The sequence below is a fragment of the Pseudoduganella flava genome, assembly GCF_007830495.1.
GTDB classification, from domain to species: Bacteria; Pseudomonadota; Gammaproteobacteria; order Burkholderiales; family Burkholderiaceae_D; genus Rugamonas; species Rugamonas flava.
The window spans coordinates 17,934-38,308 of sequence record NZ_VLKW01000017.1 but is presented as its reverse complement, the minus strand read 5'-3'; the positions used below and the strand labels follow the sequence as shown (position 1 = coordinate 38,308).

The following is a 20,375-nucleotide window of genomic DNA, read 5'->3' as shown; positions in this document are numbered from 1 at the left end:
GATCCTTCAGGCGGCCGTCACCGGCACTTGCCAGATCAGCAGTTCGTAGCGGCCGTCGCCGGTGGGCGCCGTGCGGTGCAGGAATTCGTAGCGCTCCAGCACGCGGTACAGCGGGTGCGGCTCGCGGTCGATCAGCACGCGCAGGCAGCCCCGTTCGGGCAGCGCGTCCAGCGCGTCGAGGATGCGCACCATCGGTTCGGGGGCTTCCAGGCCGCCCACGTCCAGCAGCGTGGCGGGCCAGTTCAACGGATCGTCTTTCATGCTGCCTCCTGCGCGGCGTTTTCGTTGTGGATCGCGGCCAGCACCGCACCGGCGCCGTCGCCCAACAGGCGTTCGGCCATCGGATACAGGATGCTTTCCTCTTTCAGGTTATGTTGATGCATCAGCATGCGCAGGCTGTCCGCATACTCGAAGAATTCGGTGGCGTCGCGCGCGTCGATCGCCTCCATCATCGTGCGGACGATGGCGCGCATGTGGTCGTGCTCCGAACGCATCACGGCGGTCGGGCCCATCGTGCTGCCGGTGGCGCGTTCGATGGCGGGGAACAGGATGCGTTCTTCCTGCTCCAGGTGGTGTTCGAGGTGGCGGACAAAGCCGCCGAAGGCCTGTTTCGCATTGGGCCAGTCGCCGCAGACGACGCGCGATTCGGCCCAGCCATACTCCTCGTCGCAGGCGCGGTGGTCGCCGGCCAGGTAGGCGTGCAGGGTGCTCATGATGCTCTCTCTTCACAGTCGTTTTGATCTGTGACCATTCTCACACTTGGGTATCGCCTGTTTCCTTGATCCTAGTCAAGGATTCAATGGAAGGCGGGGCGGTACAGTGCCGGCACGTCAACAATGGAACGATGCATGAACAAGATGGACAGCGCGCCCGCGGCGCAAGCGTTCGAACTCGTGTGCCCGGCCGGCAGCCTGCCGGCCCTGAAAGGGGCGGTCGACAACGGCGCCGACTGCGTCTACCTGGGCTTCAAGGACGCCTCCAATGCCCGCAACTTCGCCGGGCTCAATTTCGACGAGCAGCAGATCGCCCAGGGCATCGCCTACGCGCACGAGCGCGGGCGCAAGGTGCTGCTGGCGTTGAACACCTACCCACAGGCCGGTGCCGAGGCGCTGTGGCGCAGCGCGATCGACCGCGCCGCCGACGCGGGCGTCGATGCCGTGATCCTGGCCGACCCGGGCCTGATGCGCTATGCGGCCGAACGCCACCCTGACCTGCGCCTGCACCTTTCCGTGCAGGGGTCGGCGACCAACGTCGAAGCGATCGGCTTCTACCGCAAGCACTTCGGCATCGCCCGCGCCGTGCTGCCGCGCGTGCTGTCGCTGGCCCAGGTCGAGCACGTGGTGAACAACACTGACGTCGAGATCGAGGTGTTCGGTTTCGGCAGCCTGTGCGTGATGGTCGAGGGGCGCTGCGCGCTGTCGTCGTATGCGACGGGCGAATCGCCGAACACGCACGGCGTCTGCTCGCCTGCCAAGGCGGTGCGCTGGCAGCAGGCCCCGAAAGGGCTGGAAGCGCGGCTGAACGGCGTGCTGATCGACCGCTACGACGAGCACGAACACGCCAGCTACCCCACGCTGTGCAAGGGCCGCTTCGACGTGGCCGACGAAACGTATTACGCGATCGAGGAACCGGCCAGCCTGAACACGCTGGAGCTGCTGCCGAAGCTGATCGGCATGGGGGTGGCGGCCGTGAAGATCGAGGGCCGCCAGCGCAGCCCCGCCTACGTGGCGCAGGTGACGCGCGTGTGGCGCGATGCGATCGACCAGGCCAGGAGCGGCCGCTTCGCCGTCAAGCCGGGCTGGATGGCGCAGCTGGACACGCTGGCCGAAGGCCGCCAGCACACGCTGGGCGCCTACCACCGCGCGTGGAAATGAAGCCCGGCCCAAGAACCGAGAAGGAGAAACAATGATGAAAATCGCACTGGGGCCGCTGCTGTACTACTGGCCCCGCGAAACAGTGATGGCGTTCTACGACGAGGTGGCGGACAGCGCCGCCGACATCGTCTACCTGGGCGAAGCCGTGTGCTCGCGCCGCCACGAACTGCGCGCCGCCGACTGGCTGGCCGTGGCCGTGCAGCTGCGCGCGGCCGGCAAGGAAGTCGTGTTGTCCAGCATGGCGCTGATCGAATCGAGTTCCGATCTCGCCGCGCTGCGCAAGCTGGCCGACAACGGCGAATTCGAGCTGGAAGCGAACGACATGGGCGCCGTCAACCTGGTGTCCGGCCGCCCCTTCGTGGCGGGGCCGCACCTGAACGTGTACAACGCCAGCACCCTGCAGCTGCTGCACGGCCTGGGCGCGCGGCGCTGGGTGATCCCGCTGGAGATGAGCCGCGCCGCGCTGGATGAGCTGCAGGCGGCACGCCCGGCCGGCATGGAAACGGAGGTGTTCGCACTGGGCCGCATGCCGCTGGCGTTTTCCGCGCGCTGCTTCACCGCGCGCCACCAGAACCTGCCGAAGGACGATTGCCGCTTCAGCTGCATCGCCCACCCGGACGGCCTGACGATGGCCACCCGCGAAGACCAGCCGTTCCTCGTGTTGAACGGCATCCAGACGCAGTCGGCCGCCGTGTACAACCTGGCCGGCGACTTCGATGAACTGCGCGCCAGCGGCGTCGACGTCGTGCGCGTCAGCCCGCAGGCACGCTACACGATGCAGGTGCTGGAAACGTTCGACGACCTGCGCCATGGCCGCACATCGGCCGACGCGGCGGCGCACGCGCTGCAACCGCTGCTGCCCGCCGCCGCCTGCAACGGCTACTGGCACGGCCAGCCGGGCCTGGACTGGCGCGAAGGGAGGGCGGCATGAACGTTCCCCGCATTCCCCGTCCCGCCGGTCCCGCCGCGCTGACCGACCTGCCGCCGTTCGTCGCGGCGCTGGGCGGCAAGCTGCCGCCGTTCCCCGGCTCCGTGCTGTTCGCGGCGGGCCTGAACGTGGCGCTGCGCCCGCACCTGCCGGAAGACGTGCGTGCCCAGCTGCACGGGCGCCACCTGCGCATCCGCGTGCGCGATGCCGGCGTCGCGTTCGACGTGGCATGGAACGGCGCCCGCTTCACGCCGCGCACGGCGGCCGGCGAGCCGGACCTGGAAATCGCCGCCGGCGCCGCCGACATGGTGGCGCTGATGCGCCGCGAGACGGACCCGGACACGCTGTTCTTCGGCCGTCGCCTGTCGATGCAGGGCGATACCGAATTGGGCCTGCTGGTGAAGAACACACTGGACGCGCTGGAGATCGCGCTGCCGGACCCCACTCCTGCCGGCGTGCTGCGCTGGCTGCGGCAGCAGCGCGGGCGCTGACATGGCTGCGTTGCCGCTCGTGTATGCCTGTTCCGGCTGCTCCAGCGCGGCGCAGACTGCCAACGCAGCCGCGCTGCGGCTGGACCGGCGCGGCATCGCCGAGATGTCGTGCATCGCCGGCGTCGGCGGCAACGTGGCGCCGCTGGTGCGCCTCGCACGCGGCGGCCGGACTATCGTCGCGCTGGACGGCTGCGCGCTGGCCTGCGTGCGCGCATGCCTGGCGCAGCACGGCATCACGGCCGACCATTACGTGCCATTGCAAGGCCTGGGCGTACGCAAGCGCTTCCATGCCGATTACGACGACGCCGAGGTCGAACGCGTCGTCCAGCACGTCGCGCAGCAGTTGCGCGGCGCCGGGCACGGCGCCCAACCGCCGGAGCCGGCCGCCGTCACCGCGCGCGGCGGACCCTGAACCTGACGAAACCCATCATGAACCTGTCCTACTCCCTGCTGACCGCGTTGCGCGCGGCCGGCGCCCGCGAACTCTTCGGCCTGCCGGGCGACTTCATCCTGCCGTTCCTGATGCAGGCTGAGGAATCCGGCATCCTCCCCCTCTACACATTGAGCCACGAACCGTCGATCGGCTTCGCGGCCGACGCCGCGGCCCGCTTCGGCGGCGGCATCGGCGTGGCCGTTGTCACGTATGGTGCCGGTGCGCTGAACCTCGTCAACGCGGTGGCCGCCGCGTATGCGGAGAAGGTGCCGCTCGTCGTGATCTCGGGGGCGCCCGGCGCGCACGAACGCAACGGCGGCCTGCTGCTGCACCATCAGGTGCGCACGCTGGACTCGCAGCTGACCGTGTTTGCCGAGATCACGTGCGCGCAGGCGGTGCTGAACGACGCGGCGACGGCACCGGACCAGATCGCCCGCGCGCTGCGCCGCTGCGTGGCCGAATCGCGGCCCGTCTACATCGAACTGCCGCGCGACATGGCCGACGTGCCGTGCGCCGGCGTGCCGCTGCTGCCGGCGCCGCCCGTCAATCCTGACGCCGTCGCGCCTTGCGTGGCCGACGTCGCCGCGCGGCTGGAAGCGGCGCGCCGTCCGGTGCTGATGGTCGGCATCGAGGTGCGCCGCTTCGGCATCGAGGAACAGGTCGCGGCGCTGGCGCGCCACCTGCGCGTGCCGGTCGTGACGACGGTGATGGGCCGCGGTGTGCTGACGGGCCACGACGTGCCGCTGCTGGGGCCCTACCTGGGCAGTGCCGGCGATCCGGCGGTGGCGGACGCGGTCGAGGAGTCGGACCTGCTGCTGATGCTGGGCGTGCTGCACTCCGACACGAACTTCGCCGTCGCCGACGGCAAGCTCGATGCGGAGCGGATCGTGCTGGCCGTCGACCAGGGCGTCGTGACACCGCTGCGCGGCTACCCGGACGTGCCGCTGCGCGCGCTCGTGGACGGCTTGCTGGCACAGGTGCCGGCGCCGCGCCGCGACGCGCCGGCAGCCACGTTCCGCCGCGCCGTGCGCGAGCTGCACCCGGACGGCGCGCCGATCTGGCCGCTGGACGTGGCACGGGGCATCAACGACATCCTGGCCCGCGTGGGCCCGATGCCGATCGTGTCCGACATGGGCGACTGCTTCTTCACGGCGCTGGACATCGAGGATGCGCCGCTGCTGGCCCCCGGCTATTACGCAACGATGGGCTACGGCGTGCCGGCCGCGCTGGGCCTGCAGGCGCGCAGCGGCCAGCGGCCGATCGTGCTGGTGGGCGACGGCGCGTTCCAGATGACGGGCTGGGAACTGGGCCACTGCCGCCGCCGCGGCTGGGACCCGATCGTCATCCTGTTCAACAACGCCGGATGGGGCATGCTGCGCAGCTTCGAGCCGGACGCCTGCTTCAACGAGCTGGGCGACTGGCACTTCGCCGCGCTGGCCGAGGGACTGGGCGGGCACGGCGTGCGGGTGGGCACACGTGCCGAACTGGCTGCCGCGCTGGAGCAGGCTGTCGCGACACGGGGACGGTTCCAGATGATCGAGGTGATGCTGCCGATGGGGGCGCAGTCCGATACGCTGGCCAGGTTCGTGATGGGGGCGAGGAGAAGGACGGCAAGGCCGATTTGCTGAGATGTCAAAGGGCCGATGGGCTGGCTACACCCCCACTGCAACCCCTGGGGTCAGACCCGGCGGGGCTTTGCCAGGATCGGAGAGCATGCTCTCCGCCGGCAAAGCGGTACCGGCCTGCAGGCAGGTACTCCTCCCTGACCCCGGCATTTGCCTTGGGTTGGATTCCAGCGTCGCCGAGTCACATCAGCTCGATGTGAAAATGCCTGAGCACCAGCGCAAACAGCGCAAAGCACCCAGCTGTCAGCACGACGCTGGCCGCCAGTGCCGGCCAGAAGCCGAAGCGCGTCAGCAGGGCGGGGAAGGCAAGGAACATCGGCAGCGTCGGCACCACGTACCAGAACGTGTACCACGCATGGTTTGCCACCTTGGCCTCCGGCTGCTTCTCGACGTGCAGCCAGATCAAGGTCAGCACCGTCACCAGCGGCAGCGCCGCGACGAGGGCGCCCAGCTTGTCGCTGCGCTTGGCGAACTCTGAAACGAGGACGACGACACCCGCCGTGATCAGGTATTTTGCGATTATCCAGGCCAAAGCGGTCTCCTTGAAGGCGGATTGGCGGGATGATAGCGCAGCCGGGTGCTGCGCGGGCAATGGTGGCGCCGGGGCCGCACTCGGCCGCCGGCGTGCAAGGGACAACGTAGCCTGCTACGCGCGGCGCACCAGCACGTCGTCGAAACGGGTGCGGATCTCGGCCAGCAGCTCATCGGTCGGATACGGCGTGCCGGTGGCGAGGCGCAGCTTGCCGTCGCCGCAGCCCTGCGGGCGGAACTGCTGTACGACCCAGCGCCGCACGCCCAACGCGGACAGCTCGTCGGCCATCGTCAGCAGCGCGGCTGGCGACAGCAGCGCCGGGTGCACCGTCGTGCGGCATTCGTAATCGACGCCGGAGGCGAGGATCGCCGCGACGCAGGCGCGGGCCGGGGTGCCGCTGCCGGGCACGCCGGTAACGGCCTCGTAGTCGGCAAAGGGCGCCTTCACATCGAAGCCGACCCAGTCCGCGTACGGCAGCGCGGCCTGCAGGCGGTCGGGGTAGATGCAGGCCGTGTGCAGGCCCACCTTGAAGCCCAGTTCACGTACCTGCAGCATCGCGTCGGGCAGCGCGGCATCGGTCGTCGGTTCGCCGCCGCTGAAGACGACGGCGTCGAGCAGGCCCTTGCGGCGTTCCAGCAGCGCGAGCAGCGCGCGCCAATCCAGCGCGCTGTCGGCGGGGCGCGGTTGCAGATGGGGGTTGTGGCAGTAGCCGCAGCGCCAGGCGCAGCCCTGCACGAAAACGACGGCCGACAGCTGGCCGGGATAATCGGTGGCCGTGAACGGCGTGAAGCCGCCCACGTTCAGCAGGCGGCCCATCATCAAGCTGCTTGCGCCACGGCGTTGGCCGTGCAGATGGCGTCTTCGCGGAACCAGCGGCGTTCGTGGAACTCGCCCTGCTTGCCGATGTTGAAGGACGACACGGGGCGATGGTAGCCCATCACGCGCGTCCAGATTTCACACGGCTGGCGTTCCGGATCGTCGGCGGACAATTCAATGACGATGTTGCTGTTGCGGGTGTCGGTCATGGTGACTCCTTGGTGTGGATGACTCATTGGGGTTGAAGAACCTTGCGCTGCCGGCGTTCCACGAGCTCGGCGTCGCACTTGGGGCAGAACTTATGGCTGCCGGACAGGTAACCATGTTTCGGGCAGATCGAGAACGTCGGCGTGACCGTGATGTACGGCAGGCCGAAGCGCGACAGCGCGCGCTGCACCAGCATCCGGCACGCTTCCGGGCTGGAGATCGCTTCCGTCATGTACAGGTGCAGCACCGTGCCACCCGTGTACTTGCGCTGCAGCGCATCCTGCCGTTCCAGGGCTTCGAACGGATCGTCCGTGTAGCCGACCGGCAGTTGCGACGAATTGGTGTAGTACGGCATCGCGTCAGTGCCCGCCTGCAGGATGCCAGGGAAGCGCTTGCGGTCTTCGCGGGCGAAGCGGTACGTGGTGCCTTCGGCCGGCGTCGCTTCCAGGTTGTACATATGGCCCGTCTCTTCCTGGAACTGCAGCATGCGCGCGCGCACGTGGTCCAGCAGGCGCAGCGCCAGCGCATGGCCGCGCGGGCTCGTGATGTCGTACTCGTCGCCCGAGTAATTGCGGATCATCTCGTTGATGCCGTTCACGCCCAACGTCGAGAAGTGGTTGCGCAAGGTGCCGAGATAGCGCTTCGTGTACGGGAACAGGCCGTTGTCCATGTGCCGCTGGATCACCTTGCGCTTGATCTCCAGGCTCTGGCGGCCCAACTCCAGCAGGCGGTCCAGCGCGGCCAGCAGGCCCGCTTCATCGTCCTGGTGCAGGTAGCCGAGGCGCGCGCAGTTCACGGTGACGACGCCCAGCGAACCCGTTTGCTCCGCGGAGCCGAACAGGCCGTTGCCGCGCTTCAGGAGCTCGCGCAGGTCCAGCTGCAGGCGGCAGCACATCGAGCGGATCATGTTCGGCTTCAGCTCGGAGTTGATGAAGTTCTGGAAGTAGGGCAGGCCGTAGCGGGCCGTCATCGCGAACAGGCGGTTCGAGTTCTCGCTCTCCCAGTCGAAGTCCTCGGTGATGTTGTAGGTCGGGATCGGGAACGTGAACGCGCGGCCCTTCGCGTCGCCCGCCATCATCACCTCGATGTAGGCGCGGTTGATCATGTCCATCTCGGCCTGCAGGTCGCCGTATGCGAACGGCTGCTCGACACCGGCGATGACGGGGATCTGCTCGCGCAGGTCTTCCGGGCAGATCCAGTCGAACGTCAGGTTCGTGAACGGCGTCTGGGTACCCCAGCGCGACGGCACGTTCAGGTTGTAGATCAGCTCCTGCATGCACTGGCGCACGTCGTCGTAGGACAGGTTGTCCTTGCGGATGTACGGCGCCAGGTAGGTGTCGAAGGAGCTGAACGCCTGCGCGCCGGCCCATTCGTTCTGCAGGGTGCCGAGGAAGTTGACGATCTGGCCGCAGGCCGAGGACAGGTGTTTCGGGGGCCCCGATTCGACCTTGCCCGGCACGCCGTTCAGGCCTTCGGCCAGCAGTACGCGCAGCGACCAGCCGGCGCAATAGCCGGACAGCATGTCGAGGTCGTGGATGTGGATGTCGGCATCGCGGTGCGCCTGGCCGACTTCCGGCGGATAGACGTGGTTCAGCCAGTAGTTGGCGATCATCTTGCCCGATACGTTCAGGATCAGGCCACCGAGCGAATAGCCCTGGTTGGCGTTGGCGTTGACGCGCCAGTCCTGCCGCTGCAGGTATTCGTTGATCGACGTTTCGACGTCCACCAGCGACTTGCGGTCCTGGCGCAGGCTGCGGTGCTGCTCGCGGTAGACGACGTAGCGGCGCAACGTGCGGCGGTAGCCGGCGTCGTACAGCACGCTCTCGACGTGGTCCTGCACTTCCTCGACGCACAGCGGCAGTTCGCGCGCCGCCTGCAGGCGGCACACGGTGTTGTAGGCGAGGCGCTCGGCGGCTTCCAGGCCGTACTCGCCGGACGCCTCGCCGGCGCGGCGCAGCGCGGACAGGATCTTGGCGGCGTCGAACGGCTGCGTGGACCCGTCGCGCTTGACGATCCGGCCCAGCTGCCGCGTGTTCAGTTCAGTCATGTCATCACTTCCTTCCTCGTTATGATCGGACCAGCTTAGCGACAGGTCGGTTCCGGCGCCAAATGGTGCCTGCGCGCGCATTGCAAATCCATGATCCAGATTAAATTTGGCCGCCTCGGCGGCCGGAGCGGGGCGTCAACGGGGCATCAGCGCGGCATCAACGCGGCGTCGACGCAGCATCAGCGCGACGCCAGCGCAGCGCGTACCTGCTCCAGCAGCACGGGATCGGGTTCGGCTTCCAGCCGGGTGCTCATTGCCCGCACGGTGCCGTCCGCGTCGAGTAGCACGATGCGCGCCGTGTGGCCGATCTCGCCGCCCGTCAGCGCGCGGTAGCGGATGCCCAGCGCCGCGGCGATCATCCGCGTGTCCGCATCGTTCTTCGCAACGGCCAGGCGGAACTGCGGCGGATCGAGGTGCTGCTTCGCGGCCAGCTGCTCGAGCTGGGCCGGCGTATCGCGCAGCGGATCGAGGCTGATCAACAGCACGCGCAGCCGGCGCCCGTCCGGGCCCAGCGCGGCCACCGTGCGCTTCAGCGTCTCGATGACGATCGGGCACGCGCTGCCGCAATCGCCGTAGAACATCGTCACCAACGCCGGGCTGCCGGCCAGGTCGCGCAATGTCATGCGCGTGGCGCGGCTGTCCGTCAGCACGGTATCCAGGCGGTGCAGCGACGTGGCGGGGACCGGTTGTGGCGCGGCCGCGCTCGCGCTGGCGGCCAGCAGCAGCGCCGCCAGCAAGGTGGTCAGTTTCTTCATGGTGCTACTCCTTCATCGCGGGCGCAGCGAAAGCCCAGCAGCGGGCCGTCGTGGTTCGCTTCCAGCGCAGCCAGCAAGGCGACGCGGATCAGGATCGCGTAGTTGCGCCGGTCCGACAGCGATGCCGCGGCGGCGCCGCAGAATTCCAGCGTCTTGCGGGCGCCCGAGCGGCTGTCCGCATCGACGAACAGCCCGTTGTAATCCTCGACCCATTCCCAGATCAGGCCATGCAGGTCGTACACGCCGTGCGCGCTGGGGGTGCCGCGGGCCACGGCGGCGGGCGTCGTGGCAGGCGTCGCGTACCACGACAGAATGCCGGACAGCCAGGCGGGATCGTCGCGTGCATCTAACCGGGTGGCATCGGCGGCGGCCGCCATTTCCCACTCGTGCCAGCGCGGCAGGCGGGCGCCCTCGCTGGCGCAGTAGGCTTGCGCGGCGTACCAGCTGACGTGGGTGACGGGGGCGTCGTCGGCCGCCTTGTCCAGTGTGGCCAGGTATTCGGTACCGGCAAACAGGGCCGGCGCCTGGGCCCGCGACCATTCCGGGTTACGCACCGTGAAGGCGCGGAACTCGCTGTTGGTCACGGGCCGGTCGCGCAGCCGGAACGGCGCGACCTGGACCGGAGCACCCGCCTGATCCGCCGGCACCACGCTGCGCAGCGGGCCGCCGGGCAGCGGCACATACTCGGCCGCGGCGGCGTCGGTTGCCAGCGTGGCGGCCATCACGACGGCGGCGGCAGCGGCGGTACCGACTGCGACGGCTGCCGCGAGGGCGGGACGGATCAGCGGGTTCATGGTGCGCTCCGTGGTTTGACGCTTGCTTACTTGTTGCGGTTTGCGCGCATTTCACGCACGTGCTTGCCCTCGATGACCGGCTTGCCCTTGTTCATCTCCACGTTGACGTAGTTGATGACGGCGGCAATGTCGTCGTCCGACAGGTCCTGCGGGGGCATCACGCCGTTGTAATGCTCGCCGTTGACGACGATCTCGCCGCTGCGGCCATTGAGCACAATGTGCGCCATCTCGTACGGACGCTCCTTGAAGAAGTCGGAGTTCGCCAGCGGCGGGAACACGCCTGCCACGCCCTTGCCGTCGGCCTGGTGGCAGGCGGCGCAGTTGGCGTCGTAGACGGCCTTGCCGCGCACGTGCTGGGCCGGCGTCGTGGCGACGACCGGATTCGGGGCGGCGGCAGCGGAGGTAGCCGGCGCTGCGCCAGGCAGCGCGCGTTTGATGCCTTCGCTGTAGATCGCCGGATCGGGCTTGCCGGAGACGCTCAACAGGCCAATCGCACCCTTGTTGAACGCGCGGGTCAGCGAGTGGTCGACGAGCGTCAGGTTGCCCGGCACGCGGGGCGTGAACTCGAGGATTGCCGAGCCGCCGGCCGGCACCATCGTCGTCTGCACGTTTTCCTGCGTCCGCTTGCCGCCTTCGAAGTAGACCTTGTCGAAGATCGTGCCGATCACGTGGAAGCTCGACGTGATGTTCGGACCGCCGACGCCGAAGAACATGCGCACGGATTCGCCCGTCTTCGCGGTCAGCGCGTTCTTGCCCGTCAGCGCGCCGTCGGCGCCGTTGAACAGCACGTAGGTGGGCTTCTCGTCGATGGCCTTGTTCATGTCGAACTTCTGCAGGCCGGACGCGCGGTAGGTGCCTTCGGTGTAGAAGTCGCCCTGCATCACGTAGTACTCGTGGTCGACGGCGGCCATGCCTTCGGGCGGCTCGACGAGGATCATGCCGTACATGCCGTTGGCGATGTGCATGCCGACGGGCGCGGTGGCGCAGTGGTACACGTACAGGCCCGATTGCAGCGCCTTGAACGTGAAGACGGCTTCGTTCCCCGGCGCGATCAGCGTCTGGCTGGCACCGCCGCCAGGACCCGTGACGGCGTGCAGGTCGATATTGTGCGGCAGCTTGTTGCCGTTCAGGTTCTTCAGGTGCAGCTCCACCGTGTCGCCTTCGCGGACGCGGATCATCTTGCCCGGCACGGTGCCGCCGAAGGTCCAGAACATGTAGCGCGTGCCCGGCGCGATTTCGCGCTCGACTTCCTCGACGGTCAGATTCACGACCACCTTGGCCGGCGTCTTGCGCGTGATGCGCGGCGGGACGGCCGGCGGTGCGACCAGTTCCTGCTCGATCACAGGCAGTTTCTCGACCGCGTTGGCGGGGACGGTCGCCGGCAGGGCGGCGGCGAGGGCCAGCAATGCACCCAGTGTGATCTTCTTGTTCATACTCTCACCTTTTATTGGTTTGGTTGTGCCGCCTGGTGGGCGACAAGTTCATCCTAGGCCTCGGATATGCCGAAATCCATGATTTAGGTTCTGGATTCGGGGTACCTGTGCGTGAGGCTGAGGGGGAAGTGTTGCGGGGTAGGCCGGGGGGACTAGGCCGCGGGGAGAGAGGGCGTGTAGGGGAGTGCAGGGGAAGGACGCGTTCAGCAAGAATTGCGGACAGTCCCTGATGCCGTCAGTCAGAACGACCCGGCGTGCCGGCATCGCATGCTTTCACCCCAAAAGGCAACGGCTGGGGTCAGACCCGCCGGGTCTGACCCCGGGGTTCGGGCCTTGGGTTTGTCTGAGCTGAACGGCGCCAGGACTGGCGCCGGTTTCCATCGGGGTGGGGAATTCGGCGGCCAGGCTGGCTGTCCGCCGCATGCATACGTTGGTGGGAGTTACTGCGCAATCAGAAAATCAATGACCACTTCGCCCGGCTCGCGCGCCACGTAGCGCGCCTGCACGCGGTCGCCGAAGTACTGCTCGATCTGCCGCAGCAGCGGCAGCGGGTCGTGGTCGTTACAGAAGCGCATGACTTCGCCCTGCTGCAGCGCGTCCAGCGCGCCGAAGATCGCCGCGTGGCGGAAGCGCTTGGCGACGCCGCGGGCGTCGAACGGGTAGATGCCGGCGGGGGCCGTCGGTTGGGAACAATCGTGGGGCATGATGACTCCTTGGATGGATGAACAGTAAAAAAGCCGGGCGCGGGGCCCGGCTTCGAGACGACGATCAGGCGGCGCGGTCGACGACGGCCGTCGCGGCTTCCGGCGCGGCACGGCGGTGCGTCAGCAGGCGCCAGCCGAACACGGCGAGGCACAGCGTGCCGACGGCGAACACGATGTCGCCCGGGACGCGCAGCCACACCAACGTTTCCATCAGCGGCGAGTGCACCACTTCCGGCGAACGGGCGTACCACATGCCTTCGCTGACGCTGGCCACCGCTTGCACGATGCCGGCCGGGGCGAGCGAGATGAAGACCATCATCGCCAGGCCGATGTTCAGGGTCCAGAACATCGGTTTCAGCACAGCGTCGGACCACGCTGCACGCTCGTACAGGCCGCGCAGGCAGAACAGCATCAGGCCGATGCCCAGCATGCCGTACACACCGAACAGCGCGGCGTGGCCGTGCGCTGCCGTCATGTTCAGGCCCTGCATGTAGTACAGCGCGAGCGGCGTGTTGATCGAGAAGCCCAGCAGGCCCGCGCCGACCAGGTTCCAGAAGCCAACGGCGATGAAGCACAGGATCGGCCAGCGGTATGCGGCGATCCACGGCGCCGACTGCGAACGGCGGTAGTTGTTGTAGGCTTCGATGCCGATCATCGACAGCGGCACCACTTCCAGCGCGGAGAACATGCCGCCCAGTGCGATCACGAACGTCGGCGTGCCGGTGAAGTACAGGTGGTGCAGGGTGCCCAGGATGCCGCCGAACAGGAACACGATGGTTTCCAGCACGATGGCGCTGTTGGCGGCGCTGGCGCGGATCAGGCCCAGGCGGGTGAACAGCAGGGCGATGACGGCCGTGGCGAACACTTCGAAGAAGCCTTCGACCCACAGGTGCACCAGCCACCAGCGCCAGTACTCGATCATCGAGTAGTGGGTGTGACGGCCCCACGTCAGCGACGTGGCGTAGAACGCGCCGATGCACATGGCGGACAGGAACACCATCGCGATCAGGCCGCGGCTTTCCGATGCCTTCTTCAGTGCGGGCATCAGCGCGCGGCCCAGCAGGAACACCCAGAACAGAAGGCCGACGAACAGCAGCACCTGCCACACGCGGCCCATGCTGGTGAACTCCAGGCCCTGGTTACCGAGCCAGAAGGCGAAGTCGCTGCCCTTGTGCTGCAGGGAGCCGATCCAGCCCATCGCGGTCGAGCCGACGACGATGAACAGCAGCGCGTAGAACAGCACGTCCACGCCCAGCTTCTGGAACTTCGGCTCGTGGCCGGAGATCGCGGGAGCGATGTACAGGCCCGTGGCAAGCCAGGCGGTGGCGATCCACAGCACGGCGAACTGCGTATGGATCGTGCGGCTGACGGAGAACGGCAGCACGTCGGCGAGCGGAATGCCGAAGAAGCTGTGGCCTTCGACGGCGTAGTGCGCGGTGATGACGCCCATGCCCACCTGGGCCAGGATCAGGCCGATGACGACGAAGAAGTACTTGCGGGTGGCGCGCATCGACGGCGTGGCTTTCAGGCCCAAGAGCGGGTCGGCCTTCGGCGGTGCCGGATCGTCAGCCTCCTTGTGGCGGGCGTGGAACCAGATCATGCCGGCGATCGCGCCGATCATCAGGATCACGCTGGCGATCGACCAGATGCCGGTGCCGGCCGTCGGGTGGTTGCCCACCAGCGGCTCATGCGGCCAGTTGCTGGTGTACGACAGGCCGGCCTGGCCCGGACGATCGGTGGCGGCGGCCCACGACGACCAGAACACGAACGCGGGCAGCGCGTTCAGGTCGGCCGGATCGGGCAGCACGCCGCGGCTCATCGCGTATTGTTCGCGCAGCTCGTCCAGCGCCGGATCGGCGCCGAACAGCGAGCGGTAGTGCTTGGCCACTTCGCGCACGGCGGCGGCGCGGTCGGTGGACAGCGTGATGGTGCCGGTCGCCGCGTCGTAGGTGTTACGGCGCAGTTCTTCCTTCACCTTCGCGTCCAGCGCGGCCTTGGCGGCCGTCGGCAGCACGTCGTAGTCGGCGCCGTAGCTGCGGGTGGCCCAGATCTGGCGCAGTGCCAGCGCCTCGCGGTGCAGCCAGTCGGCCGACCAGTCAGGCGCGACATAGCTGCCGTGGCCCCAGACGGTGCCGACCTGCTGGCCGCCTGCCGCCAGCCAGGCTTGCTGGCCTTGTTCGACCTGGCCTTCGGAGTAAAGCGTGGCGCCATCGGCGCTGACGATATGTTTCGGTATCGGTGGCGCGGCAAGCCAGATCTCCGATCCCACCCAGCCGAGGACGGCAAAGGAGAGAGCGCAGATGACGCCGAGCCAGGTCCATAGTTTGCGGGTCGCATTCATGGCGTGGTTCCTCTTCGTGGTTGATACGTGGTTGAAAACTGAACCGATTGTAGGAAGGTGGATTTAAAGATGCATATCGAATGCTGGTTTTCTTGACTTAGGTTATGAACGGTCGGCAGGCGCGCGTTGAATAATGGCGCCGACATCAGAATGACGACATGAAGAGGACCGCCATGCGACTGACCGCCTATACCGACTACGCGCTGCGTACGCTGCTCTACCTGGCCGACCGCCGCGACAGGCTCGTGACGATCGCCGAGATCGCCGAGTACCACGGCATACCGAAGAACCATCTGACGAAGGTCGTGCACCAGCTGGGGCAGGCCGGCGTGCTGCGCACGGTGCGCGGGCGGCAGGGCGGCATCGCGCTGGGCGCGGCGCCGGAAGATATCCGGATCGGCACCGTGGTGCGCGGGACCGAGGAAGTGTGCATGGCGCCTTGCTTTTCGGCGCATGCGCCGGCGTGCCCGGAAGCGGGGCGGTGCGGACTGCAGGGGGTGTTGGGAAGGGCGACCAGGGCCTGGATGGCCGAGCTGGATGGGGTGACGCTGGCGGAGGTGATGGGGAAGGAAAACGTTCGAGTCCGCGCCGGCGACGCGGCGACTGCAAAAACCGGGGACAGTCCCCGTGCGGGGACAGTCCCCAGTGACGCGGACGCTCTATGCGAGATCGCGCAGCAGCCGCTCGCGAGTGCCGGTCGTGGTGACTAGTCCTTTCGTACGAATACGCTCACCTGATTGCACCGCGCCGTGCCCCCGTGCGGTCGATTGGCGCGCTTGACCTCGACGCGTACGCTGGTGGCATCGTGTAAAAGCGTCGGGAGGATGCAGTGAGTAACGACAAAAGAGCAATAAAAGTACTGGTATCGAGCACTTTCTCGTTCACGGTGTGCTTCGCCGTGTGGATGATGTTCGCGGTGCTGGGCATACCGGTCAAGAAAATGCTGGGCCTGAACGAAACGGAATTCGGCCTGCTGGCGGCGATGCCGGTGCTGTCCGGGTCGCTGGTGCGCGTGCCGCTGGGGATCTGGACCGACCGCTTCGGCGGACGCATCGTGTTCTTCGGCGTGATGCTGGCCACCGTGATCCCCGTGTGGCTGATCGGCCGCGCCACCGAGTACTGGCAGTTTCTGGCACTGGGCCTGCTGCTCGGTCTTGCGGGCGGCTCGTTCGCCGTCGGCACGCCGTACGTGGCGCGCTGGTTCCCGAAAGCGCGCCGCGGGCTCGCGATGGGCATCTTCGGTGCCGGTAACTCCGGTTCCGCGCTGACCAAGTTCGTCGCCCCGGCCATCATCGCGGCGTGGGGCTGGCAGGCGCTGCCCACCGTGTACGCCATCGCGATGCTCGTCACCGCGCTGCTGTTCTGGGTGTTCTCCGATACGAACCCGGCGCACAACGTGCCGACGACGACCGGCTTCATGGACCAGCTGCGCGTGCTGAAGGACCGCCGCGTATGGCGTTACTGCCAGTACTACTCGGTGGTCTTTGGCGGCTATGTCGGCCTGGCGCTGTGGATGACTAAGTACTACGTCGGCGAGTACGGCTTCGACCTGGGCCTGGCCGCGCTGCTGGCCGCGTGCTTCTCGCTGCCGGGCGGCGTGCTGCGCGCGCTGGGCGGCTGGGTGTCCGACAAATACGGCGCCTACAAGGTCACGTGGTGGGTGATGTGGGTGTGCTGGGTGTGCTTCTTCCTGCTGTCGTATCCGCCGACCAGCATGCAGGTGAAGACGGTCGATGGCGCGCTGTCCGTCAACCTGGCGCTGTCGCCCTGGATCTTCACGGCGCTGCTGTTCGTCGCCGGCACCGCGATGGCGATCGGTAAAGCCTCCGTGTTCAAGTTCATCGGCGACGAGTTCCCCGACAACATCGGTGCCGTCTCCGGCGTCGTCGGCCTGGCCGGCGGCCTCGGTGGCTTCGTGCTGCCGATCATGTTCGGCGCGCTGCTGGACCTGACGGGCGTGCGCTCGTCCGCCTTCATGCTCCTGTACGGCACCGTGTGCGTGTCGCTGGTCTGGATGCATTTCTCGTTCCGCCCCACGGGCGCCGCGCCGGCACAGCTGCCGGCCGCCGTGCCCGCCGCTTAATTCGCAAGAACCGCAAGGAGTACAACCATGAGCAAATACCTCATCAGCACGTGGGAGCCGGAAGTGCCCACGTTCTGGCAAAACGCCGGCAAGACGACGGCGAACCGCAACCTGTGGATCTCGATCCCGGCCCTGGCGCTGGCGTTCGCGATCTGGATGGTGTGGAGCGTCGTCGTCGTGAACCTGCCGGTGATCGGCTTCACCTACAGCACCAACCAGCTGTTCTGGCTGGCCGCCGTGCCGGGCCTGTCCGGCGCGACGCTGCGCATCTTCTATTCGTTCATGGTGCCCGTGTTCGGCGGCCGCAAGTGGACCGCGCTGTCCACCGCCTCGCTGCTGGTGCCGGCCGTCGGCATCGGCTTCGCCGTGCAGGACCCGGGCACCAGCTACCCGACGATGCTGCTGCTTGCGCTGCTGTGCGGCTTCGGCGGCGGCAACTTCGCTTCGTCGATGGCCAACATCAGCTTCTTCTATCCGAAAGCGCAGAAGGGCTATGCGCTGGGCATGAACGCGGGCCTGGGCAACCTGGGCGTGTCGGCCGTGCAGTTCGTCGTGCCGCTGGTGATCACGGCCGGCGTGTTCGGCACGCTCGGCGGCCCGTCGCAACTCCCCGTGCAGCCGGGTCATGGCGACGCGCTGTGGCTGCAGAACGCGGGCTTCATCTGGGTGCCGTTCATCGTCATCGCCACGCTGGCCGCCTGGTTCGGCATGAACGACCTGGCGTCCGCCAAGGCATCGTTCGCCGAGCAGGCCGTGATCTTCACGCGCAAGCACAACTGGCTGATGTGCTGGCTGTACACGGGCACGTTCGGCTCGTTCATCGGTTACTCGGCCGCGTTCCCGCTGCTGATCAAGACGCTGTACCCGGAAGTGGATCCGCTGCGCTATGCCTTCCTCGGCCCGCTCGTCGGCGCATTGGCGCGCGTCGTCGGCGGGATCATGGCCGACAAGCTTGGCGGCGCCCGCGTCACGTTCTGGACGTTCTGCGGCATGATCGTCGCCGTGTTCGGCGTGATCAACTTCCTGCCGCAGGCCGGCTCGCCTGGTAACTTCACGCTGTTCTTCTGGATGTTCATGCTGCTGTTCGCCGGCACCGGCATCGGCAACGCCTCGACGTTCAAGATGATCCCCGTGATCTTCATGACGCAGCACCAGCGCGCCGCCGCCGGAAAATCGAAGGCGGAGCAGGACCAGGCCATCGTCACGGCCAACAAGGAAAGCGCCGCCGTGCTGGGCTTCACGTCCGCCTTCGCCGCTTATGGCGCGTTCTTCATCCCGAAGAGCTACGGCACGTCGATCGCGCTGACGGGCCGGCCGGATGCGGCGCTGTACTGCTTCATCGTGTTCTACGCCAGCTGCATCGCGATCACGTGGTGGTGCTATTCGCGCAAGAACGCGCCGATGCCTTGCTGAAGGCGCGGTTGAAGCAGTAGCAAGACAGCAGCAACGTATATCGCAGGACCAGAAAGGGCAACATCATGGACAAGAGCCGGATCAAAGTACAAGCCTTCCTGTCGAAGGTGCCGCTGTTCGCGCGGCTGCGGCCGGACGAACTGGATCGCATCGCACTGGGCACGACGAAGGTGCGCGTCGAGCGCGGCGAGCTGGTGTTCCAGCGCGGCGAACCGTGCGTCGGCTTCCACATCGTCATGTACGGGCAGGTGAAGCTGTCGTTCACGTCCGCGTCCGGCGCGGAGAAGGTCGTCGAACTGATCGGCCCCGGCCACAGCTTCGGCGAGGCGCTGATGTTCATGAACAAGCCCTACATCGTGACGGCCCAGGCGATGGAGGACACGATGCTGCTGCACGTGGCCAAGCCGGCCATCTTCCGCGAGATCCAGGGCGACCCCGAATTCGCCTGCGCGATGCTGGCCGGCCTGTCGATGCGGATGCACAGCCTGATGTGCGACATGGAGTCGTACACGCTGCGCTCGGGCACCCAGCGCGTCGTCGGCTACCTGCTGAAGGATTGCGAGGAGGGCGGCAGCAGCGAGCTGACGTTGCCGGCCACGAAGGCCGTGCTGGCCTCGCGCCTGAACCTGACGCCGGAGCACTTCTCGCGGATCATGGCCGACCTGTCGGCCCGCGAGCTGATCGCGTTCAAGGGCCGCAAGATCACGATACCGGATGTGGAAAAGCTGAAGACCTGCGCCGGCTAGCATCGCGGCCAACCTGACAAGCCCCGGGCACGCCGGCCGGCGTCGTGGTTTTCGCTTCACCTGGCAGGGATGGAGTGCGCCGACCGATGTGCCATTTTACAGGCACGCTAAGGAGTGATTCTTGGTGTGCCTTTTTTTGGTGCTTCTCGGATTGATGCGCGACCTCCCACACGGCGCCGTTGGCCGGCGGTCGGCTTCACGGACTGGTGTGAAGCACAATCTTCTCACGGCACTTGCGTCACGTATGTTCCAAGCGTTTGCGCAGCGCTGCCGTGCATAGCGGTCAGGAAGGAGACACGCGTGCCGGAGCCTGGCCGCCGCTGTTTCGGCCGCGTGGAAACATTGCGGATCGCACGCGGCAAAGGCGGCCGTCGTGCGATCGTCGGAGGGCCGTCCCCCGCGCGGCCGCATGGGGCCGCGATCGCATCGCGCACCCCGACGGACTGGCAGCAATTTCGGAAGGGCCGCCGGCCGAGTCACCCAGAACCGCTGCGGATGTGATCGGACGATGCGTGACGATCTCCACCGCGGTGCGGCCCCACCCGGCAGTCGTCGGCGCGCACCCAGCGCTCGTTGCCGGGAAAGCGCAGCCAGACGAAGCGCCACGCATTGCGTCCCTTCGCACGCTGGTTGGCAAATTGCGATGGCGTCAGCGTCGCGCCATCATCGGACAGGATGCGGTCGCCGCGCACCTTGGCGAACACGACTTCATCGCCATAGCTCGTCCGTAGATTGGTACCTTCCGGCAGGAAGAGACTTTTCCATTGGAAGCCGCGCAGGGCTGGCCCGTCCCGCCGCAGTGCCAGGCGCTCATTCTCGACAGCCAGCCATCGTTTTACCAGTTCAGCCACGAACAGCTCAGGCTTGACACCTGGCCGGTTGTCCATCAAATAGAATTCCAGCGCCATGAACTCGGCGAGGGGAAGATTCACGGGTTTCGTCGGTATGTATTCCATGGTCGGCTCCGATTTAAACGATCTAATACATTGGACCGGGCCTCTGGAATAAGGTTGGTTTAGATTCTCGTGAATTAGAAATAGATCAAATAAGGTCGAGACGATATTTTTATAGTGCGAATCAGGCGCGTCATCCTTGAGAATAGAGCGGGCCAGACTCGTTCGGCTTGTATTGGCATCGTTTAGATTTTCGCACT

21 protein-coding genes are annotated in these 20,375 nt (G+C 67.0%); 9 read left to right on the top strand and 12 right to left on the bottom strand.

The genetic code is table 11. From position 1 onward, the window contains the following. Positions 1-6 precede the first annotated feature (6 nt). Both IP92_RS28400 and IP92_RS28395 read right to left on the bottom strand, forming a co-directional pair. Entirely contained in the window at positions 7-261 is a 255-nt protein-coding gene (locus IP92_RS28400) for a DUF2249 domain-containing protein (protein ID WP_145881791.1), read from the bottom strand. Next, positions 258-713 (bottom strand): hemerythrin domain-containing protein, encoded by a 456-nt coding sequence (locus IP92_RS28395; protein WP_145881789.1) that lies wholly within the window; start codon positions 711-713, stop codon positions 258-260. Before IP92_RS28395 ends, IP92_RS28400 begins: the two co-directional genes overlap by 4 nt. Before the next feature lie 135 nt (positions 714-848). Between IP92_RS28395 and ubiU the strand changes: the two genes are divergently transcribed. From ubiU to ipdC, 5 genes are read left to right on the top strand one after another with little or no spacing between them, the layout of a single operon-like run. Continuing rightward, positions 849-1,874, top strand: coding sequence for a ubiquinone anaerobic biosynthesis protein UbiU (gene ubiU / locus IP92_RS28390; RefSeq protein ID WP_145881787.1), 1,026 nt, complete (start codon positions 849-851; stop codon positions 1,872-1,874). 34 nt (positions 1,875-1,908) lie between these two features. Next, entirely contained in the window at positions 1,909-2,805 is an 897-nt protein-coding gene (locus tag IP92_RS28385) for a U32 family peptidase (RefSeq protein WP_145881850.1), read from the top strand. Beyond that, positions 2,802-3,293, top strand: a complete 492-nt coding sequence (gene ubiT / locus IP92_RS28380; protein ID WP_145881785.1) for a ubiquinone anaerobic biosynthesis accessory factor UbiT — start codon at positions 2,802-2,804, stop codon at positions 3,291-3,293. Before IP92_RS28385 ends, ubiT begins: the two co-directional genes overlap by 4 nt. A gap of 1 nt (position 3,294) precedes the next feature. Further along, positions 3,295-3,705, top strand: a complete 411-nt coding sequence (locus tag IP92_RS28375) for a putative zinc-binding protein (protein ID WP_145881783.1) — start codon at positions 3,295-3,297, stop codon at positions 3,703-3,705. Positions 3,706-3,722: 17 nt separating this feature from the next. Continuing rightward, a complete protein-coding gene (ipdC, locus tag IP92_RS28370) occupies positions 3,723-5,354 on the top strand; it encodes an indolepyruvate/phenylpyruvate decarboxylase (RefSeq protein WP_145881781.1) in 1,632 nt (543 codons plus the stop codon). Between the two features lie 178 nt (positions 5,355-5,532). Here ipdC and IP92_RS28365 read toward each other — a convergent pair whose 3' ends face one another. The 9 genes from IP92_RS28365 to IP92_RS28325 all read right to left on the bottom strand — a co-directional run bounded on the left by IP92_RS28365 (position 5,533) and on the right by IP92_RS28325 (position 14,980). Further along, a complete protein-coding gene (locus IP92_RS28365; RefSeq protein ID WP_145881779.1) occupies positions 5,533-5,883 on the bottom strand; it encodes a DUF3147 family protein in 351 nt (116 codons plus the stop codon). A 114-nt stretch (positions 5,884-5,997) separates the two neighbouring features. Next, positions 5,998-6,702, bottom strand: a complete 705-nt coding sequence (locus IP92_RS28360) for an anaerobic ribonucleoside-triphosphate reductase activating protein (protein WP_145881777.1) — start codon at positions 6,700-6,702, stop codon at positions 5,998-6,000. After that, entirely contained in the window at positions 6,702-6,908 is a 207-nt protein-coding gene (gene nrdD / locus IP92_RS28355) for an anaerobic ribonucleoside-triphosphate reductase (RefSeq protein ID WP_145881775.1), read from the bottom strand. Before nrdD ends, IP92_RS28360 begins: the two co-directional genes overlap by 1 nt. Positions 6,909-6,931: 23 nt before the next feature. After that, the gene (locus IP92_RS28350; protein WP_145881773.1) at positions 6,932-8,953 is read right to left on the bottom strand and encodes a ribonucleoside triphosphate reductase; all 2,022 of its coding nucleotides are present in this window, start codon (positions 8,951-8,953) and stop codon (positions 6,932-6,934) included. Positions 8,954-9,132: 179 nt separating this feature from the next. After that, entirely contained in the window at positions 9,133-9,708 is a 576-nt protein-coding gene (locus tag IP92_RS28345) for an SCO family protein (RefSeq protein ID WP_145881771.1), read from the bottom strand. Continuing rightward, positions 9,705-10,502 (bottom strand): formylglycine-generating enzyme family protein, encoded by a 798-nt coding sequence (locus IP92_RS28340; RefSeq protein ID WP_145881769.1) that lies wholly within the window; start codon positions 10,500-10,502, stop codon positions 9,705-9,707. Before IP92_RS28340 ends, IP92_RS28345 begins: the two co-directional genes overlap by 4 nt. A 26-nt stretch (positions 10,503-10,528) precedes the next feature. Continuing rightward, entirely contained in the window at positions 10,529-11,935 is a 1,407-nt protein-coding gene (nirK, locus tag IP92_RS28335; RefSeq protein WP_145881768.1) for a copper-containing nitrite reductase, read from the bottom strand. A gap of 440 nt (positions 11,936-12,375) precedes the next feature. Next, complete coding sequence (locus IP92_RS28330; RefSeq protein ID WP_145881766.1) at positions 12,376-12,639, bottom strand: DUF2249 domain-containing protein; 264 nt, start codon at positions 12,637-12,639, stop codon at positions 12,376-12,378. 64 nt (positions 12,640-12,703) lie between these two features. After that, complete coding sequence (locus IP92_RS28325; protein ID WP_145881764.1) at positions 12,704-14,980, bottom strand: nitric-oxide reductase large subunit; 2,277 nt, start codon at positions 14,978-14,980, stop codon at positions 12,704-12,706. Between the two features lie 173 nt (positions 14,981-15,153). On the opposite strand from IP92_RS28325, the gene IP92_RS28320 reads away from it, so the two are divergent. The 4 genes from IP92_RS28320 (at position 15,154) to IP92_RS28305 (ending at position 19,222) form a co-directional block, all read left to right on the top strand. Continuing rightward, positions 15,154-15,690 (top strand): RrF2 family transcriptional regulator, encoded by a 537-nt coding sequence (locus IP92_RS28320; protein ID WP_145881762.1) that lies wholly within the window; start codon positions 15,154-15,156, stop codon positions 15,688-15,690. 119 nt (positions 15,691-15,809) lie between these two features. Next, entirely contained in the window at positions 15,810-17,063 is a 1,254-nt protein-coding gene (locus IP92_RS28315; RefSeq protein WP_260071959.1) for an MFS transporter, read from the top strand. Between the two features lie 27 nt (positions 17,064-17,090). Then, entirely contained in the window at positions 17,091-18,476 is a 1,386-nt protein-coding gene (locus tag IP92_RS28310) for a NarK family nitrate/nitrite MFS transporter (protein WP_145881760.1), read from the top strand. 65 nt (positions 18,477-18,541) lie between these two features. Continuing rightward, positions 18,542-19,222: a Crp/Fnr family transcriptional regulator gene (locus IP92_RS28305; RefSeq protein WP_145881758.1), complete on the top strand. Its 681-nt coding sequence runs from the start codon at positions 18,542-18,544 to the stop codon at positions 19,220-19,222. A 476-nt stretch (positions 19,223-19,698) separates the two neighbouring features. On the opposite strand, the gene IP92_RS28300 is transcribed toward IP92_RS28305, so the two are convergent. Further along, the gene (locus IP92_RS28300) at positions 19,699-20,178 is read right to left on the bottom strand and encodes a hypothetical protein (protein ID WP_145881757.1); all 480 of its coding nucleotides are present in this window, start codon (positions 20,176-20,178) and stop codon (positions 19,699-19,701) included. Between the last annotated feature and the right edge of the window lie 197 nt (positions 20,179-20,375).

What these genes read in the sequence shown, in the direction of transcription:
- IP92_RS28305 (WP_145881758.1), top strand. Translation starts at nt 18,542, where the DNA reads ATGGACAAGAGCCGGATCAAAGTACAAGCCTTCCTGTCGAAGGTGCCG.
- nirK (WP_145881768.1), bottom strand. Translation starts at nt 11,935, where the DNA reads ATGAACAAGAAGATCACACTGGGTGCATTGCTGGCCCTCGCCGCCGCC.
- IP92_RS28310 (WP_145881760.1), top strand. Translation starts at nt 17,091, where the DNA reads ATGAGCAAATACCTCATCAGCACGTGGGAGCCGGAAGTGCCCACGTTC.
- IP92_RS28320 (WP_145881762.1), top strand. Translation starts at nt 15,154, where the DNA reads ATGCGACTGACCGCCTATACCGACTACGCGCTGCGTACGCTGCTCTAC.
- IP92_RS28350 (WP_145881773.1), bottom strand. Translation starts at nt 8,953, where the DNA reads ATGACTGAACTGAACACGCGGCAGCTGGGCCGGATCGTCAAGCGCGAC.
- ipdC (WP_145881781.1), top strand. Translation starts at nt 3,723, where the DNA reads ATGAACCTGTCCTACTCCCTGCTGACCGCGTTGCGCGCGGCCGGCGCC.
- IP92_RS28385 (WP_145881850.1), top strand. Translation starts at nt 1,909, where the DNA reads ATGAAAATCGCACTGGGGCCGCTGCTGTACTACTGGCCCCGCGAAACA.
- IP92_RS28395 (WP_145881789.1), bottom strand. Translation starts at nt 713, where the DNA reads ATGAGCACCCTGCACGCCTACCTGGCCGGCGACCACCGCGCCTGCGAC.
- ubiU (WP_145881787.1), top strand. Translation starts at nt 849, where the DNA reads ATGAACAAGATGGACAGCGCGCCCGCGGCGCAAGCGTTCGAACTCGTG.
- nrdD (WP_145881775.1), bottom strand. Translation starts at nt 6,908, where the DNA reads ATGACCGACACCCGCAACAGCAACATCGTCATTGAATTGTCCGCCGAC.
- IP92_RS28345 (WP_145881771.1), bottom strand. Translation starts at nt 9,708, where the DNA reads ATGAAGAAACTGACCACCTTGCTGGCGGCGCTGCTGCTGGCCGCCAGC.
- IP92_RS28400 (WP_145881791.1), bottom strand. Translation starts at nt 261, where the DNA reads ATGAAAGACGATCCGTTGAACTGGCCCGCCACGCTGCTGGACGTGGGC.
- IP92_RS28325 (WP_145881764.1), bottom strand. Translation starts at nt 14,980, where the DNA reads ATGAATGCGACCCGCAAACTATGGACCTGGCTCGGCGTCATCTGCGCT.
- IP92_RS28340 (WP_145881769.1), bottom strand. Translation starts at nt 10,502, where the DNA reads ATGAACCCGCTGATCCGTCCCGCCCTCGCGGCAGCCGTCGCAGTCGGT.
- IP92_RS28300 (WP_145881757.1), bottom strand. Translation starts at nt 20,178, where the DNA reads ATGGAATACATACCGACGAAACCCGTGAATCTTCCCCTCGCCGAGTTC.
- IP92_RS28360 (WP_145881777.1), bottom strand. Translation starts at nt 6,702, where the DNA reads ATGATGGGCCGCCTGCTGAACGTGGGCGGCTTCACGCCGTTCACGGCC.
- IP92_RS28375 (WP_145881783.1), top strand. Translation starts at nt 3,295, where the DNA reads ATGGCTGCGTTGCCGCTCGTGTATGCCTGTTCCGGCTGCTCCAGCGCG.
- ubiT (WP_145881785.1), top strand. Translation starts at nt 2,802, where the DNA reads ATGAACGTTCCCCGCATTCCCCGTCCCGCCGGTCCCGCCGCGCTGACC.
- IP92_RS28330 (WP_145881766.1), bottom strand. Translation starts at nt 12,639, where the DNA reads ATGCCCCACGATTGTTCCCAACCGACGGCCCCCGCCGGCATCTACCCG.